The sequence below is a fragment of the Faecalicatena contorta genome (genome assembly GCF_001404335.1).
Classification (GTDB): domain Bacteria; phylum Bacillota; class Clostridia; order Lachnospirales; family Lachnospiraceae; genus Faecalicatena; species Faecalicatena contortus_B.
Map to the genome: position 1 here is coordinate 1 of NZ_CYZU01000055.1, position 15,646 is coordinate 15,646.

Consider the following 15,646-nt stretch of genomic DNA (forward strand, 5'->3'; position numbering starts at 1 on the left):
TCGCAACGGCATATACAGCCCCAGCACCTTCCCGGCCTCCCTGTCATGAAGCGTCCCCGTCCGTCGACAGGACTGAAGCCTGTCAACTGAATCCCGATAAGCAAATTCACGTATTTTTTACCTTTTCTCCCTAAAAAACTACTCTCTTTGGTCTCTTCCAAGTGTTAAACTTAACATAGATCATGTGGAAAAGAGGGATTTTTATGATAGGAATTGGAATTGATACCGGAGGCACTTATACGGATGCAGTTGTGTATAACCTGGAAACGAATCAAATACTGGCATCTGCTAAGTCTCTGACAACGAAAGAAGATTTAAAAACAGGGATCCACAATGTACTGGCAAAACTTCCCGGTGACATGCTCTCCTCCTGCGGAGCGCTTTCTCTGTCTACAACACTCGCAACCAATGCATGCGTGGAAAACAGGGGCGGGAAAGGAAAGCTTGTCCTGATCGGGCTGGCCCGCCAGACGCTGGAATCTTCTTATCAGGATTACGGGATCGAATCGCTGGAGGACGTGTATCTGCTTGAATGTGAACTGACTTCCAAGCCCTCTAAAAGTACTCAGCCCGACTGGACACAGTTTGCCAAAGACCTGCAGGACTTTGCAGGGGACTGTGACTGTATCAGTATTGTACAGCTCTTCGCAAAAGAGCATCTTGGCAGTTATGAAAAAAGAGCGGCGGAAATCGTAAAATCGGTGCTTGATATTCCCGTAATTCTGGGGCACGATCTGTTTCCCGACAGAAATATTTTACGAAGGGGCGCCGGGGCGCTGCTTAACGCGCGGCTGATCCCGGTCATCCATGAGTTCATGACCGCGGTAAAAGCTGTCTTTTTAAGCCATGGGCTTTCTCTTCCGGTGGTGATTATGCGCAGCGACGGCAATCTGATGTCCGATGAATACACCTGCCGGCACCCGGTGGAGACGCTTCTGTGCGGACCCGCGGCCAGCATTACGGGGGTTCAGCATCTCGTCTCGGAAGAAAATGCGGTCATTGTAGATATGGGGGGTACGACTACCGATATTGCCATCATTAAAGGCGGGGAACCCCTGAGTGCATACGACGGGATCCAGATCGGGGACTGGAAGACCTTTGTAAAGGGCCTTTATGTAGACACCTTTGCTCTGGGCGGCGATACCGCCGTACATTATAATTACGACGGCGGCCTTTTCCTTGAGAATTACCGGATCATGCCTCTGTGCATGCTCGCCTCCAACTATCCCGGCATTAAGGAACAGCTGACCGGACTGGATGCATATCCCGAGGGACATACCTTCCCGTTGTATGAATTCTTCGTGCTTATGAAAGATGTCTCTGTGCATGCGCAGTACACGGAGGACGAACTGGCTCTCTGTGAAGCCTTGAAAAACGGGCCTCTGATGTACCCAAATGCGGCAAAGGCGATCGGAAAAGATATCTACGGACTAAAAACTGCCCGTCTTGAGGAGGACGGCATTTTATTAAGATCCGGTCTGACACCAACTGACGTGATGCATATATGCGGGGATTTTACAGCCTTTGACAAAGACGCCTCCCTGGCCGGCGCGGAATTTATTGCAAAATACGCCCATATCTCCAGGGAAGAACTTTGCCGGAAAATTTATGATATGGTGGAGGAAAAGCTCTACTGTAATCTGATCCGTATTCTGATGGACACGGAATTAGAGGGCTTAAAACATACGATGTCCGATTCACAGATAGAAACACTCATCCATATCAGCTACGCACAGTTGAAATCAGGAGACGATTCTTTGTTTTCAGCCCGCTTTTCTACAAAGGCTGTTCTGGTCGGCGTCGGAGCTCCTACACACATTTTTCTGCCCGCTGTGGCAAGGCTGCTCGGAACGAAAGCTGTGATCCCGCCTCACGCCTCTGTGGCAAATGCGATCGGTGCGATTGTGGGCAATATATCAGCCACCGCCACCGCCGAAGTAAAGCCCGCCTACGAGGAGGAAGAAATGAACGGATTCCATGTCACAACTGCTTCCGAATCTGTCTTTTTTGAAGAGTATGAAGATGCGCTAAAGTATGCCAAGGAAGCCTCCAAGTCATTGGCAATGGAGATTGCCAGAACCCAGGGTGCCATCGGGCCACTGACCACTTCCCGCCGCATAGAGCGTAAGGAAGCCGCCATCAGCGCCAATCCGCTCCTGCTCTACGAACTTGTATGCACGACCGCAACAGGAAAAGCCATTTAGGCTTTTCCTGTTCTTTTGTAACAGTACAGTTAATCCCGGACTGCTGCGTTCTTTTTGTAACAGTTCAGACAGGCCTGAACTGTTACTTCTTTTTACTTTTTTTGATATTTTCTTACAATTTCTAACCATATTCTTAGAAAAGTGTGTTACACTTATGGTACTAAAAATTAGTGAAACGGAGGCTTACGAATGGCACCTTTATTATATTCCATCGTTTCGGAAGATACACTGCACTCCATGGTAGACACATTTTATGCCTGTATGAGGCTTCCTATCCAGGTTATAGACGAACATGGGGAGTTTTTGGCTGTAAGCGGACAGATGTCCAGCTTCTGCCGCTGTTTCCAGGACTATCTTCCTCCCAACGACAGCTGTGAAAAAATGCATATATCAGCCAGTAAAAAAGCGATCACGCTTGGCGAGCCTTACATATTTTCCTGTCATGCTGAATTGAATCATATCGTGTTCCCTCTGATCAGCAAAAAGACATTCCTCGGCTCTATTCTGGTAGGGCCGTTTTTGATGGATTCCCCGGACTCCATCCTGATCTCGGACATTGCCAGGAAGTACAACATTCCAACCGATGAGGCCCTGGAATTATACGATGAAACGAGCAATATTCCCGTTGTATCTCCGTCCATGGTCAATCATATCAGCCACCTCTTATATTATCTGTTCGCTAACCTGATCGACGATAGTAAAGAAGAGCTCAAACAGAATAGCCAAAAACTGCTCCAGCAGTCCAGGATCAATGAATCCATACAGCGTTACAAAGCCGAAAATATCAGCACTGCATCCTATCCTTATGAAAAGGAAAAGGACCTCATCGCAAAGGTAAAGGTGGGCAATGTCCACGAGGCCAATGCGATACTCAATGACCTGCTCGGTTATGTTCTGTTCTCAGAGGGCAACAGCATTGAGATCGTGAAGTCAAGGGCGATTGAGCTATGTTCCCTGCTTTCCAGGGCGGCAATTGAGAGTGGCGCTCCTACTGATAACATTTTAAAATTGAATAACCATTTTTTGAAAAACCTGCAGCAGATTACCACAATGGATACGCTTTGTTTTAAACTGCAGGAGATTGTAGAGGCATTTTCTGAAAGTATGTTTAACTATATTCCTTCCAAAAACAGTGAACTTGTAAAAAAGTCCATGCTTTATATATCGGAACATTTTAACGAACCGATTAACCTGGAAGATGTTGCCTCCCACGTTCATCTCCATCCGTCTTATTTTTCTACCATGTTCAAGCAGTCCACCGGCTCTTCTTTCAAAGAGTATCTGAACATGGTGCGTATAGAGGAAAGCAAACGCCTGCTTTCCAATACGGATTTTTCAATCATTGATATTGCCGTCGCCGTAGGTTTTGAGGACCAGAGTTACTTTTCTAAAGTGTTTAAAAAGTATACCGGACTGACACCTAAGCAGTACCGGTAGCAATTTCGTTTATCCAATATTGATCTTTTTTAAATAAACTTAAAAAAAACCAAAAAATAGAATATTTTTCATAAAAACCTCCCCGCAGATCTTCTATACTTGAGTCATCAAATACAAATAAAAAAGAAGAGAGCCAGGAGGTAATTTTTTATGAAAATGAACATGAAACAGTGGATCGCGGATACAATCAATGCACCGGTGAAAAAGGCAATGCCGGTATTATCATTCCCTGCTATCCAGTTAATGGACATAACGGTAAAGGATCTGATTTCCAGCAGTGATCTGCAGGCACGGGGTATGCAGCTGGTTGCAGAAAACACAGACGCCGCCGCTTCTGTCAGCCTGATGGACCTGTCTGTTGAGGCAGAGTGCTTTGGTTCAACAATCCGTGTCTCTGATGAAGAAGTGCCTACCGTAATAGGAAGTGTGGTCAGCTCGGAGGAGGAAGCAGACGCTCTGGAAATTCCTGAGATTGGAAGCGGACGTACCGGACTCTATATAGAAGCAATTGAAAAGGCCTCAAAGTTAATAACAGACAGACCTGTGCTGGCAGGCGCTATTGGACCGTTTTCACTCGCCGGAAGACTGATGGATGTGTCCGAGGCAATGATTTACTGTTATGAAGAACCGGATATGGTACATACCGTTCTGGAAAAAGTCACGAAATTCATCATTAACTACTGTACAGAATACAAACGTGTGGGTGCTAACGGTATTGTTCTGGCTGAGCCTCTAGCCGGACTGCTCTCCCCGGCGCTTGCCGAAGAATTTTCAGCAGATTATGTAAAACAAATTGTAGATGCCGTTCAGGATGACGAATTCATCATCGTATACCATAACTGCGGAAACTGCACGATACAGCAGATCGACTCAATTATCGCAACCGGATGCCCGCTGCTTCACTTTGGCAATGCGATCAGCATGGCAGAAATGATGCCGCATATCCCTGCTCATATCGCTGCTGCCGGCAACGTAGATCCTGCTTCTCAGTTCAGAAACGGTACGGTGGAGTCCATCAAAGAAGAGACGAAAGCCGTTATGGAAGCATGCTGTAAGTATCCAAACTTTGTAATATCTTCAGGATGCGACATCCCTCCGCTTTCAAAATGGGAGAATATACATGCATTCTTCGAGGCTGTCAATGAATTTTACGCAGACTAAAACGAAAGGAAGAAAACGGCTTAACCTGCCGCTTTCTTCCTTTTTGTTTCCCCCTTTTTGCTTTTTCATTCCGGAATCAAAATCTTATCATTGTATTTTCTCTGACCACCGCATAAGTGATCCCTTCCAGCTTGATCTTCGGCTGTATCAGAACGCCTTCGGGCGCATATTTTCTGGCAGCCCGCTCACAGACATTATCCACTCCGGTGATCTTTTCCACGAACTCAGAATGAGAACTGACGGCTTCGATTTCCTGCAGTTCGTCAGCTGAATACGTTGCGAAGGGAACCCGGCACTCTTGTGCAAGCTCCAGCAGTCCTGCCTCGTCCCTTTTTAGGTCAATACTTGCAAGTGCCTGGATCTGGCAGAGGGATACGCCCAGCTCTTTTAAGAGTATTTCCAACTTTTCCTTCAGCCTGGCCCCGGGGGTTCCTCTTTTGCATCCGACCCCTGCCACAAGATTCCTTGGCGGAAGAAACAAGATGCCTTTCCCCTCTTTTATCTCTGCCCCTGCATCTGCCACCGCAATCCCCAGCGGCAGCCCGCTCAGTTCTTCCAGGCTGCGGCAGACACACAGTTCCTCCGGCATCCTGCCCTCCACCGGATAAGCGCTGTAAAACCCGATCTTCTTTCCCTCCAGTACCGCTGCGGAAATCTCTTTTGCAAGCCTCCGGCTCCCGATGTGCAGATGGTTTTCTTTTGCAAATACATCCACAGCAAACTTATTCTGTACATCGGTTGCCGTTGTAACTACCGGTACTGCCCCCGTCTGCTCAGCGATCAGCATCGCCAGTCTGACAGCTCCGCCTACGTGGCCCGAAAGAAGCGGAATGACAAATCCTCCTTTTTCATCCATAGATAGCACGGCCGAATCCCGATACTTATCTGCCACCCATGGAGCAATATATCGGATTGCAATTCCTGCTGCCCCGATGAACAGAAAGGAGCAGCGCCCCCATCGCTCCCCTATCCATTGCTTTAGATCTTGATCCATCGTTTTCATCCCGAATCCTGCGGCAAAACGTTCCGTTGTATAACTTCCGCACTTGTAACCTGCCTTTGCCAGCAGTGCATTCAATTTTCTGTTCAGCCTGCACCCTTCCTCCGTAAAACTGAATATGACAATCGGTTTCTCTTCTTTTCCTTTATTCTCCATATATATCTCTCCCGGGAACTACAAAAAACTGATCTGGTACCCGCTGTCCTCAAGTACGTCAAGCGCCTTTTGTAAATTCCCACTCTTAGTCAGTATATAATCTGTATTGTACGTTGATACTGCAAATATTCCGATCTTATGCCCTGCCAGCAGGCGGGAGATCTTAGAAAGTATTCCGGTCAGGGAAAAGTCCAGAGTTCCCTGGATGCGGAAAGCACGCTAGCCATTGTCGCAGGTAATGTCTGCATTACCCGCGCCGAATCTTCCCAATTACTTCTGCACAATATTTATAATCCTTCCGGGCACGTAGATTTCTTTTACAATCGTCCCCGTCAGTTTATCCGCAACCGCTTCTTTACCGGCTGCTATGGCTGTATCTTTGTCTGCATCCGCCGCGATTGTCACAACGGCTCTAGTCTTTCCGTTGATCTGAACGGCAACTTCGATCTCATCGTCCTTCATCTTGGACTCATCATATGACGGCCATCCTGCTTTGAATACCGTATCCGTATGCCCCAGCTGTTCCCACATCTCCTCCGCAAAATGCGGTGCAAACGGCGCAAGAAGTACTGCGATGTTTTCCAGTGTCTCCTGATCAATTCCGCCCTCTTTCTTAGCGATCTCGATCAACTTGTTATTATGCTCCATAAAACCGGAGATTACTGTATTCAGGCTGAATGACTCCAGACGGGTCGTGATGTCATAGACCAGCCTGTTGCGCTGCTTGATCATTTCCTTCGTTGCTTTGATATCCTTGCCGCAGCTGTCCATGAGCAGATTCCAGAGACGCTTCAGGAAACGGTTGACGCCGTCGATTCCGCGGTCATCCCACTCCGCATCCAGCTCCGGAGGGCCTACGAAGAGCTCATACATTCTCAGGGAATCACATCCGTAATCTCTTACCAGGTCATCCGGTGAAACTACATTTCCCTTGGACTTGCTCATCTTAACGCCGTTCTTTCCGGTAATCATACCCTGATTGAATAGTTTCTGGAACGGCTCATCAAAATCAATGGCCCCTATATCGCACAGGAACTTTGTGTAGAAGCGGGAATACAGTAAATGCAGTACCGCATGCTCAACGCCGCCGATATACATATCTACGGGGAGCATCTCATCCGCTTTTTCTCTGGATACCAGTTCGTTCTGATTATGGCTGTCTACATAGCGCAGGAAATACCAGGAGGATCCTGCCCACTGCGGCATCGTATTGGTTTCACGTTTTGCAGGCTTTCCGCAGACCGGACAGGTACAGTTAACCCAGTCTTCGATTCCGGCAAGCGGTGACTCGCCTGTCCCTGTCGGCTCATAGGATTCTACATCCGGCAGGCGAAGCGGCAGTTCTTCTTCCGGAACCGGAACAGCTCCGCAGTCCGGACAGTGGATAATCGGAATTGGTTCCCCCCAGTAACGCTGGCGGGAAAATACCCAGTCACGCAGCTTGTAGTTTACCGTAGCATGGCCGATTCCCCTTTTTTCAATCATATGCGGCGCCTCTTTTTTAAGCACAGCAGATTCCATGCCGTTCCACTCGCCGGAATTGATCATTGTGCCGGCAGCATCCGTGTAAGCCTCCGTCATATTTTCAATCTCTACGCCGTCTTTTGCGATAACCTGCACGATCGGAAGATCAAATTTCTTTGCAAATTCAAAGTCACGGTCATCATGCGCAGGTACACACATAATGGCTCCTGTTCCATAATCTGCAAGTACATAGTCAGACAGCCAGATCGGTGTCTTTTCTCCGTTCAGAGGATTGATGGCATAACTCCCTGTAAATACTCCCGTCTTTTCCTTATCCTGCAGACGGTCTACATTGGACTTCATAGACGCATCGTAAATATACTTTTCTACCGCCTCTTTCGTCTCCGGTGTGGCCAGCGATGCCGCCAGCTCATGCTCCGGAGCCAGCACCATGAAGGTGGCTCCATATAAAGTATCAGGTCTTGTCGTGTAGACCGTGATCTTCTCTTCTCTTCCGTCAACCGGAAAATCCACTTCCGCGCCGTAGGATTTACCGATCCAGTCCGACTGCATCTTCTTCACTTTCTCCGGCCAGTCCAGCTTGTCCAGGTCGTTCAGGAGGCGTTCCGCATAAGCGGTAATCTTCAGCATCCACTGGCGCAGATTCTTCTTGGTCACATCCGTACCGCAGCGCTCGCATTTTCCATTCACAACTTCCTCGTTTGCCAGGCCGGTCTTACAGGACGGACACCAGTTGATCGGGAATTCCTTCTCATATGCAAGACCTTCTTTAAACATCTTTACAAAGATCCACTGGGTCCATTTATAGAACTCAGGATCTGTTGTATTCACTTCCATATCCCAATCATAGAGCGCAGCGATTTCATCGATCTGACGTTTGATGTTAGCTACATTCTCAGCTGTGGATTTTGCAGGATGAACGCCCATCTTGATGGCATAGTTTTCCGCCGGAAGGCCGAAGGCATCCCATCCCATCGGATGCACGATATAATGGCCCTGCAGCAGTTTATAACGGCTCCAGACATCAGAGATGACATAACCTCTCCAATGGCCTACATGGAGGCCGTTCCCCGAAGGATACGGGAACATATCCAGGCAGTAATACTTCTGCTTCTTATTCCCGTCATCGTCTACCTTGGGATTCACCGGGTTCTCCGCCCACTTCTCTCTCCACTTCTTTTCAATTGCTTTGTGATTGTACACAATCTTAGACATTACAATATCCTCCTACATTCAACACTTTTGTCCGCGATTACCGGACGAATTAACCAAAGTGGGCGGGCCGCTTCTGTTACCTCTTCCACACTTATAAAAAGCCTTCACATCTCATTAAGAGACGAAAAGGCTTTGACTTCCGTGGTACCACTCTCATTCATCCGAATGTTTCCGGATGCACTCATTACTTCTGTAACGGGAAGTCCCGCTTTTATCTACTTTTAATTCAATAAAAGAACTCCGAGGCGAGTTGGGAGTTTACGCTTCTGCCTCACACCTTCCGGCAGCTCTCTGAAAACGATAGGCTCTTAGTACTCCTCATCCAAGTTTCTGCAATATTCTTATCTATTATAGGAAGAATGTTAAAATAAGTCAAGTAGTTTTCTCCCTGATTTCATAATTTATCGGGATTTGGGGGCGAGTTTTAGTCATTAAGCGTCCCTCCATCCGCCAAACCAAAGCTCGTTACCTACACTCCCTCAGCCTTCTCCGCCGCCCGTCTGAACCAGATTCCCCAGACCGCCAGCAGGATTCCGCATATGATAATCAGATACTGTATTTTTACCAGATCACTCAAAGGGCCGAATCCCAGGATAGCAACCGGCATCACACCCTGCGAGACAAACTGAAGCAGCGAGAACACCCGCCCCATATACTCCGGTTCGGTATTCGTCTGAATCAGTACCGTCTGCGCGGTCACCAGAACCGGCAGGAACATCCCGCATATACAATCGAGCATAAGGTAAAGGATGAATGTACTGCTGCACCCCATCAGGGCAAATGTCACCCCAAATCCGACCAACGCCGCCGCGATCGCAGTGATTTTATTTTTAATCTCCCCTTTCCAGACAACGATTACACCGCCCAGCAGGGATCCCACGGTCCACAGAACCTCATTGGCCGTCAGCCTCCATACTTCCTCCCCAAATGTCCGTGATACCATCAACGGAGATAGTACGGATGCCGGAGTAATCAGGATAAATGTCACAGCATAGCAAAGCATGATTATCTTCAGAAGAGGATGCCTCCTGGTATATCTTACGCCATCCTTCAGTTCCCCGATGACGCTGCCTTTTCCCACGGCCCCGCACTCCTGTCCCATTTCCGCTTTCTTTTTCTCAATTTTCATAAATGACATTATTAATATCGCCGCACTTGCGGTCACGACATCCACGAGAAATGTCCAGCGTATTCCAAGAACGCCCAGTATGACGCCGCCCGCCGCCGGTGAAATTAGAAGAAGAATATTATTGATTGTTTGATTCAATCCGTTAATTCTGACCAGCTGTTCTGCAGGCACGATCTGCGGATACAGCGCATTGACCGCAGGCGCCTGGATTCCGCCGCCAAGAGAGCGGAAAAAGGAAATGATGATCAATAAAATCACACTTTCTCTTCCACTTTCAAAGGCAATAAATGCGGCCAGAGTCGCAAGCGCTGTAAAACCATCCGAAAGCATTATCAGCCATTTCCGATTATAGCGGTCGGCCGCGACCCCCGCCCATAGGGAAACAAGAACCTGAGGTACCAGTGTCGCAATCGTTGCAGCCGTAATCCAGGCCCCGGAAGACGTTTTCAGTGTAATGTACCATATAATTGAGAATCCTACCACTGATGAGCCGAAGAGTGAAAGATTCTGACTGATTAAAAACAGAAAAATCTATTTTTTCCAGTTATTCTGATGTTCCATAACTATGATTCTCCTTACATTTTTTATTAACTTATTGACTTTAATTTTTGCAATAAAAAATGCAGGACCCTCATATCAAAGATCTCTGCACACTTAATATACGGACACACACGTCTTCTTTCCCCGGGGGCCCTGCTCTCTGCAGCAGCTTTTTTTGTATCCCGGGCTGAACACGGCAGGTAGAAACAGAGTACCGCCTGCGGCATGAATTCCTTCGCCGCAGCAGATATTCCGTCCGAAAGGCCTTTTATTACAAAGGACACATCCGCCGGTGAAATAAAAGAAGTACCATGGACTGATCTTTTATCCGTAAAAATAAGCACAACAAAATCTCTCTAAATGAGTGTATCGCTGATTTTTTATTGAGCAATTATTTAAAACGAATAGAAAATAACATCCATAGTACCTCCTTACATTTTTTCATATTTTATCATCTTACGATTGAATCTGCAAGCTTTTTTAATGTGGGGATTCAAATCTATTTCATCCCCATTTGTTTCAGCCTGGCAAAGTAATCCCTGCTCTCCGCAGCTACTACTCCGCTCAGCGAAATCAGGGCAACGAGGTTCGGAAGCGCCATCAATGCATTAAAAATATCTGCAATATTCCAGACAGCCTCCACCGTCATATAAGGTCCGATAAAGATCGCAAGGATATACAGCCACCTGTAAGTTTTCACTGCCTTCATATTTCTGTTGGACAAATATTCCAGGCAGCGTTCTCCATAATAATTCCACCCCAGTATCGTAGTGAAAGCAAAAAATACAAGGCACAGCATCAGGGCAAAGGATGCCACAGCCGGCGGAAACGGCAGTCCCTGCTGGAAAGCAGCCGTCGTAATCTCCACCCCTTCCAGGCCCGTATTCCACGTCCCCGCAATCACAATAGATAATCCGGTCATCGTACAGATAACGATTGTATCAATAAAAGTACCTGTCATGGACACCAATCCCTGGCGTGCAGGCTCTTTTGTCTGAGCAGCTGCGGCAGCAATCGGGGCGCTTCCCAGACCAGCCTCATTCGAAAAGATCCCCCTTGCAATTCCCTTCTGCATGGCGATCACCATCGTTCCCATCACACCGCCGGCAAGCGCGCTGCCGGAAAATGCGGATTTAACAATCAGCGCAATCGCGCCCGGGATCGCCGGTATATGGGTCAGCAGGATGATCAGCGCCAGCAGTACATAGAGAACCGCCATGAACGGCACAACTATCTCCGATACCTTTGCAATACGCTTAATTCCGCCAATCACAACCAGCCCTACACAGAAGGTCAGGATAATTCCCGTAATCACGGTTGCCCATGAGTATGTACCGCCGAACAAATTGACCGTGTTGGCGAGATCCGGATCAAAGAAGTTCTTCACGGCAGAGGCAATCCCGTTAACCTGCGTAAATGTACCAATTCCGAACAGGCCGACACCTGCTCCAAAAAAGGCAAAAATCTTAGCAAGCCACCGCCAGTTCTTCCCCATTCCATTTTCTATGTAATAGAAAGGGCCGCCCAGCACATGCCCTTCTTCATCAATAGTACGGTACTTAATAGAGAGAAGCCCCTCTGCATATTTCGTCGCCATACCAAAAAAAGCAGCAACAATCATCCAGAATAAAGCCCCCGGCCCGCCAGCGGCAATCGCCGTAGCCACACCGACAATATTCCCTGTCCCGATTGTAGCAGAAAGCGCAGTACAAAGCGCTCCAAAACTCGTTACTTCCCCACGTCCATCCTCTTCATTTTTCACCATGAATTTCAGCGCCTTGCCCAGATGCCTGATCTGAAGGCCCTTCAAACGAACTGATAAATAGATTCCTGTCACCAGGATCAGAATGATCAATGGAAGCCCCCACACGGCATCATCGACCCACTTGATAAAACTGTTGATCTGACTAAACATAATATTACTCCTCCATCCTTTTGCCTGAGAGATTTACAGCCCACGCTGCGTACACCTTCGGCGCTCTTAAAATAAGAGACTCTCCTGAGTTGTCGTGTCTTAACACGCAACTTAAAGCATATCACCAAATCCTCACCATTTCAAGTACTTTTTTTGGAATCGAGGAGGGGGTTTTGGATGGTATGGAGACACTCTCCGGGAGGCGGATATGCCCTTTTCGGCTACGGTATTGGGGGCTAACTGGCGGGAAAACTGCGGGGGCAGCGGACGGTCCATCCAGTATACTACGTTAATCCCCCAAAGCACGAGTGGTTCATCTGTCGCACGATCCACCTACCCCGTCTGGCTCCCATCCGGGGTAGGGACGCCTTTCGCTTTGATGTGCCAGCTCTTGGGAACCGGGGTGTCCGGAGGTCTTTTTGCGCAGGCTTATGCTGATTCTGGAATCCTTTAGCGTGCCGATTAATTGCTTGCTGCGAAAAAGCCGCATCTTATGGGGGAAAACTGATCTCCGAATCAGTTTTCCAGAGCGTCTGAGCTTAGAAAGCATCGGCTTTCTAAGTGAATACGCTCGGTACCATAAGATGCGGCTTTTTCGCAGTTAGCAATTAACGGCTAAGCGGCCGGTTTCCAGAATCAGCATAAGCCTGCGCAAAAAGACCTCCGGACACTCCGGTTCCCAGGAGCGTCCCCATACCAGCCATCCAACACTCCTCCCTACCCCAAAGCCACATCTAATATCATCATTAGGGTGAATCCGATTGCCACACCCACCGTGCTGATGTTTGTATGAGGTTCTGCCTGTGCTTCCGGTATCAGTTCTTCTACGACAACATAGATCATCGCTCCCGCCGCGAATGCGAGCAGATACGGGAGGATTGGCACGACAAGACCTGTCAGAAGGATTGTTATGACCGCCGCAATTGGTTCCACTATACCGGACAAAGTTCCGTAGAGGAAGGAACGGCCTTTTGATACTCCTTCACTCCGCAGCGGCATGGATATAATGGCGCCCTCCGGGAAGTTCTGGATTGCGATACCTACTGACAGGGCAAATGCACCGGCAAGGGATATGGTTGTATTCCCGGATACTGCCCCTGCAAATGTTACTCCCACGGCCATTCCCTCCGGTATGTTGTGCAGCGTTACTGCAAGCACGAGCATGGTTGACTTTTTCAGACTGGATTTTACTCCTTCCGGCTCGTCTCCATTGAGATGCATATGCGGCGTCACGGTATCCAGAAGAAGCAGGAAACCCATCCCAAGCAGAAAACCTGCAGCAGCAGGCAGCCAGGGCTGTGAGCCGTTCTCCTCCGCCATCTCTATGGCCGGGATCAGCAGGGACCACACGGAAGCTGCTATCATAACACCTGAGGCAAAGCCAAGCAGTGCCTTTTGTAGTTTATCATTCATTTCCTTACGCATAAAGAATACCATGGCTGCGCCAAGGGTGGTTCCTGCAAAAGGAATTAATATTCCAAGCAGCATGTTCTGATTCATGTTCTTTCCCCCATTCATCTTATAGTTTCATACGTATGAAACTATCTTATGCATGGAGTGGACGATTTGTCAATAAAATCTATGTAAGTTCTGCAAGTTCTCTTCCTGCTTTCTCGCATGCTTCTATTACTTCTTCATCCGGGGCGTCATTGGCAATAATGCCTTCTGCACGCACCAGCTCAGCTCCGGCTGCCTTCATTCTTTCTGCCCAGTTCCGCATCCATTCGCCGTCGCCCCATCCATAGGATCCAAATAATAAAATATGCTTACCGGATACAAGTGCTTCCAGTGACTCCACAAACGGCTCCATCTCATTCTCCTCTAATTCCTCTGCCCCCATCGATGGGCAGCCCAGCGCAAATGCCTGCTCAGACGCAATTTCAAACGCATCTGCCGCACTTACCTCCATCAGCCTTGCGTGCTTTCCCGCCGCTTCTATTCCTCTTGCAACCGCCTCTGACATTGCCTGTGTATTGCCGGTTCCGCTCCAGTAGACAACTGATACATTCATGTTTTTAATCCTCCTTATTACGCGCGATATCTTTTATGCTCTTTCCTGTTAAAAATTCGTTGACCGCACATACTTTTGCCTGGTCATATTCCTTGAAAATCATTTTCGCGGCCATCGGATTGCTGTAAACCTTCCAATAACCCAGGAACAGGTATTCTCTGCCTGCATTGCGGATAAACCCCTGTACATCCTCCACAGGATATCCAAAAAAGATTCCGATCTCATGCGGATATCCTATCTCCTCCCTTGAAAATAAAGCCGTGCGGCAGGACAGCCTTTCCAACATCTCGTCCAGTCCCATTTCAATGTAACCGAATTCTCGGATAAAGCTTCTGATCCCGACTCGGTTCACATACTCGGATAACTCTTTTTCACGGTAAAACAAAACCAGGCATCTACCCTCTGCTGCTGACAGCCTGCGGTAAGATATTCCTGACCCGCTCAAGATATTATGCAGCTCATCATACATAGAGTCCTCCATTGTAATTCCGCAGGACACCTTTTTCCCCTTTAGAAACGGTGCACACTGAAGTACAATCTGAAACCGCATCTTTAAACGTATATCCTCATGTTTTAGAAAATAAGACAGCACTTCTGCAGGCATAGCACCCTCCCGTTAAATGATTATGATTCTCAATTAAGTAGATTTTACCACACTTCCGTTCACTATTCAATCCCACTATATGATAAGTATTCTCATTTTCATCAATGCAGTTCTGTACTTTTTCCTTCCCCTGTTTTATATGGCAAACCCTTTCGATAAAGTTGGAATTTATCCTTTTTTTAGTTGTTACCACCCGTACTTTAGTGTATAATGAATTAAAGACATTTGAGCATTGAGAGGTCTCAAAAAAACATACATAAAGGAGAGATTCGCCATGGTAAATTTAATAACAGGCCCGAAAGGCAGCGGCAAAACTAAGCAGATGATCGAACTTGCAAACGAGAAGGTGAAAACTTCCAATGGAAACGTAGTATTAATCAAAAAGAGCCATCGTGATACATACATCGTGGACTTTCAGGTTCGCGCAATCTGTATGGCAGATTACAGAGATATTCAAACGCTGGATGAATTTATCGGATTTATATACGGCATGGTAGCCGGCAACCACGACATTGAAACCATATTCATTGACGGAGTATTAAAACAAGCTGATATTTCCATTGACAACCTGTCAAAATTCCTCGAAAAACTGAATAAAATTTCAAAAGAAAATAACATTGAATTTGTAATCAGTGTCAGCGCTGAGAGAAAAGAGATACCAAACATTGATTCACCGGATTATGCCGTTCTGAATTAATGAGGCCAAAAAGGGTGTATCTGCAGATCTCAACCTGCCTGGTACACCCTTTTATTTTATCCTGTTTTCTAATTTCAATCCCAAGAAAATTA

General features: G+C 47.4%; 11 protein-coding genes, 1 pseudogene, 1 riboswitch and 1 other annotated feature. Of the genes and pseudogenes, 4 read left to right on the plus strand and 8 right to left on the minus strand.

What is annotated here, in order from left to right; genetic code table 11:
* The first annotated feature begins 203 nt into the window (after positions 1 to 203).
* The 3 genes from ARB69_RS20655 (at position 204) to ARB69_RS20665 (ending at position 4,802) form a co-directional block, all read left to right on the plus strand.
* Positions 204 to 2,204, plus strand: coding sequence for a hydantoinase/oxoprolinase family protein (locus ARB69_RS20655; RefSeq protein ID WP_055154890.1), 2,001 nt, complete (start codon positions 204 to 206; stop codon positions 2,202 to 2,204).
* Positions 2,205 to 2,393: 189 nt separating this feature from the next.
* Complete coding sequence (locus ARB69_RS20660; RefSeq protein ID WP_050639889.1) at positions 2,394 to 3,641, plus strand: PocR ligand-binding domain-containing protein; 1,248 nt, start codon at positions 2,394 to 2,396, stop codon at positions 3,639 to 3,641.
* 150 nt (positions 3,642 to 3,791) lie between these two features.
* On the plus strand, positions 3,792 to 4,802 hold the full coding sequence (locus tag ARB69_RS20665) for a uroporphyrinogen decarboxylase family protein (protein ID WP_050639888.1): 1,011 nt from the start codon (positions 3,792 to 3,794) through the stop codon (positions 4,800 to 4,802).
* Positions 4,803 to 4,878: 76 nt separating this feature from the next.
* Here the strand turns inward: ARB69_RS20665 and ARB69_RS20670 are convergent, their stop codons facing one another.
* The 8 genes and pseudogenes from ARB69_RS20670 to ARB69_RS20705 form a co-directional block, all read right to left on the minus strand.
* Positions 4,879 to 5,958, minus strand: a complete 1,080-nt coding sequence (locus tag ARB69_RS20670; RefSeq protein WP_055154891.1) for a cobalt-precorrin 5A hydrolase — start codon at positions 5,956 to 5,958, stop codon at positions 4,879 to 4,881.
* An 18-nt stretch (positions 5,959 to 5,976) separates the two neighbouring features.
* Positions 5,977 to 6,177, minus strand: a pseudogene (locus tag ARB69_RS28340) (ACT domain-containing protein); the annotation flags it as partial.
* A gap of 51 nt (positions 6,178 to 6,228) precedes the next feature.
* Positions 6,229 to 8,658: a leucine--tRNA ligase gene (leuS, locus tag ARB69_RS20675; RefSeq protein WP_055154892.1), complete on the minus strand. Its 2,430-nt coding sequence runs from the start codon at positions 8,656 to 8,658 to the stop codon at positions 6,229 to 6,231.
* 114 nt (positions 8,659 to 8,772) lie between these two features.
* Positions 8,773 to 8,992 (minus strand) — a binding site (T-box leader).
* A gap of 135 nt (positions 8,993 to 9,127) precedes the next feature.
* Positions 9,128 to 10,318, minus strand: a complete 1,191-nt coding sequence (locus ARB69_RS20680) for an MFS transporter (RefSeq protein ID WP_330377737.1) — start codon at positions 10,316 to 10,318, stop codon at positions 9,128 to 9,130.
* 508 nt (positions 10,319 to 10,826) lie between these two features.
* Positions 10,827 to 12,242: an alanine/glycine:cation symporter family protein gene (locus ARB69_RS20690; protein ID WP_050639882.1), complete on the minus strand. Its 1,416-nt coding sequence runs from the start codon at positions 12,240 to 12,242 to the stop codon at positions 10,827 to 10,829.
* Between the two features lie 2 nt (positions 12,243 to 12,244).
* Positions 12,245 to 12,339, minus strand: a riboswitch (glycine riboswitch).
* A 620-nt stretch (positions 12,340 to 12,959) separates the two neighbouring features.
* Entirely contained in the window at positions 12,960 to 13,742 is a 783-nt protein-coding gene (locus ARB69_RS20695) for a ZIP family metal transporter (protein ID WP_055154893.1), read from the minus strand.
* Positions 13,743 to 13,821: 79 nt separating this feature from the next.
* Positions 13,822 to 14,253: a flavodoxin gene (locus tag ARB69_RS20700; protein WP_050639879.1), complete on the minus strand. Its 432-nt coding sequence runs from the start codon at positions 14,251 to 14,253 to the stop codon at positions 13,822 to 13,824.
* A 4-nt stretch (positions 14,254 to 14,257) separates the two neighbouring features.
* Positions 14,258 to 14,857, minus strand: coding sequence for a DUF3793 family protein (locus ARB69_RS20705; RefSeq protein ID WP_055154894.1), 600 nt, complete (start codon positions 14,855 to 14,857; stop codon positions 14,258 to 14,260).
* 274 nt (positions 14,858 to 15,131) lie between these two features.
* Between ARB69_RS20705 and ARB69_RS20710 the strand changes: the two genes are divergently transcribed.
* A complete protein-coding gene (locus ARB69_RS20710; protein ID WP_050639877.1) occupies positions 15,132 to 15,554 on the plus strand; it encodes a hypothetical protein in 423 nt (140 codons plus the stop codon).
* The last annotated feature ends 92 nt before the right edge of the window (positions 15,555 to 15,646 follow it).

Coding starts and splice junctions, on each gene's coding strand:
- ARB69_RS20655 (WP_055154890.1), top strand. CDS start 204: ATGATAGGAATTGGAATTGATACCGGAGGCACTTATACGGATGCAGTT.
- ARB69_RS20660 (WP_050639889.1), top strand. CDS start 2,394: ATGGCACCTTTATTATATTCCATCGTTTCGGAAGATACACTGCACTCC.
- ARB69_RS20665 (WP_050639888.1), top strand. CDS start 3,792: ATGAAAATGAACATGAAACAGTGGATCGCGGATACAATCAATGCACCG.
- ARB69_RS20670 (WP_055154891.1), bottom strand. CDS start 5,958: ATGGAGAATAAAGGAAAAGAAGAGAAACCGATTGTCATATTCAGTTTT.
- leuS (WP_055154892.1), bottom strand. CDS start 8,658: ATGTCTAAGATTGTGTACAATCACAAAGCAATTGAAAAGAAGTGGAGA.
- ARB69_RS20690 (WP_050639882.1), bottom strand. CDS start 12,242: ATGTTTAGTCAGATCAACAGTTTTATCAAGTGGGTCGATGATGCCGTG.
- ARB69_RS20695 (WP_055154893.1), bottom strand. CDS start 13,742: ATGAATCAGAACATGCTGCTTGGAATATTAATTCCTTTTGCAGGAACC.
- ARB69_RS20700 (WP_050639879.1), bottom strand. CDS start 14,253: ATGAATGTATCAGTTGTCTACTGGAGCGGAACCGGCAATACACAGGCA.
- ARB69_RS20705 (WP_055154894.1), bottom strand. CDS start 14,857: ATGCCTGCAGAAGTGCTGTCTTATTTTCTAAAACATGAGGATATACGT.
- ARB69_RS20710 (WP_050639877.1), top strand. CDS start 15,132: ATGGTAAATTTAATAACAGGCCCGAAAGGCAGCGGCAAAACTAAGCAG.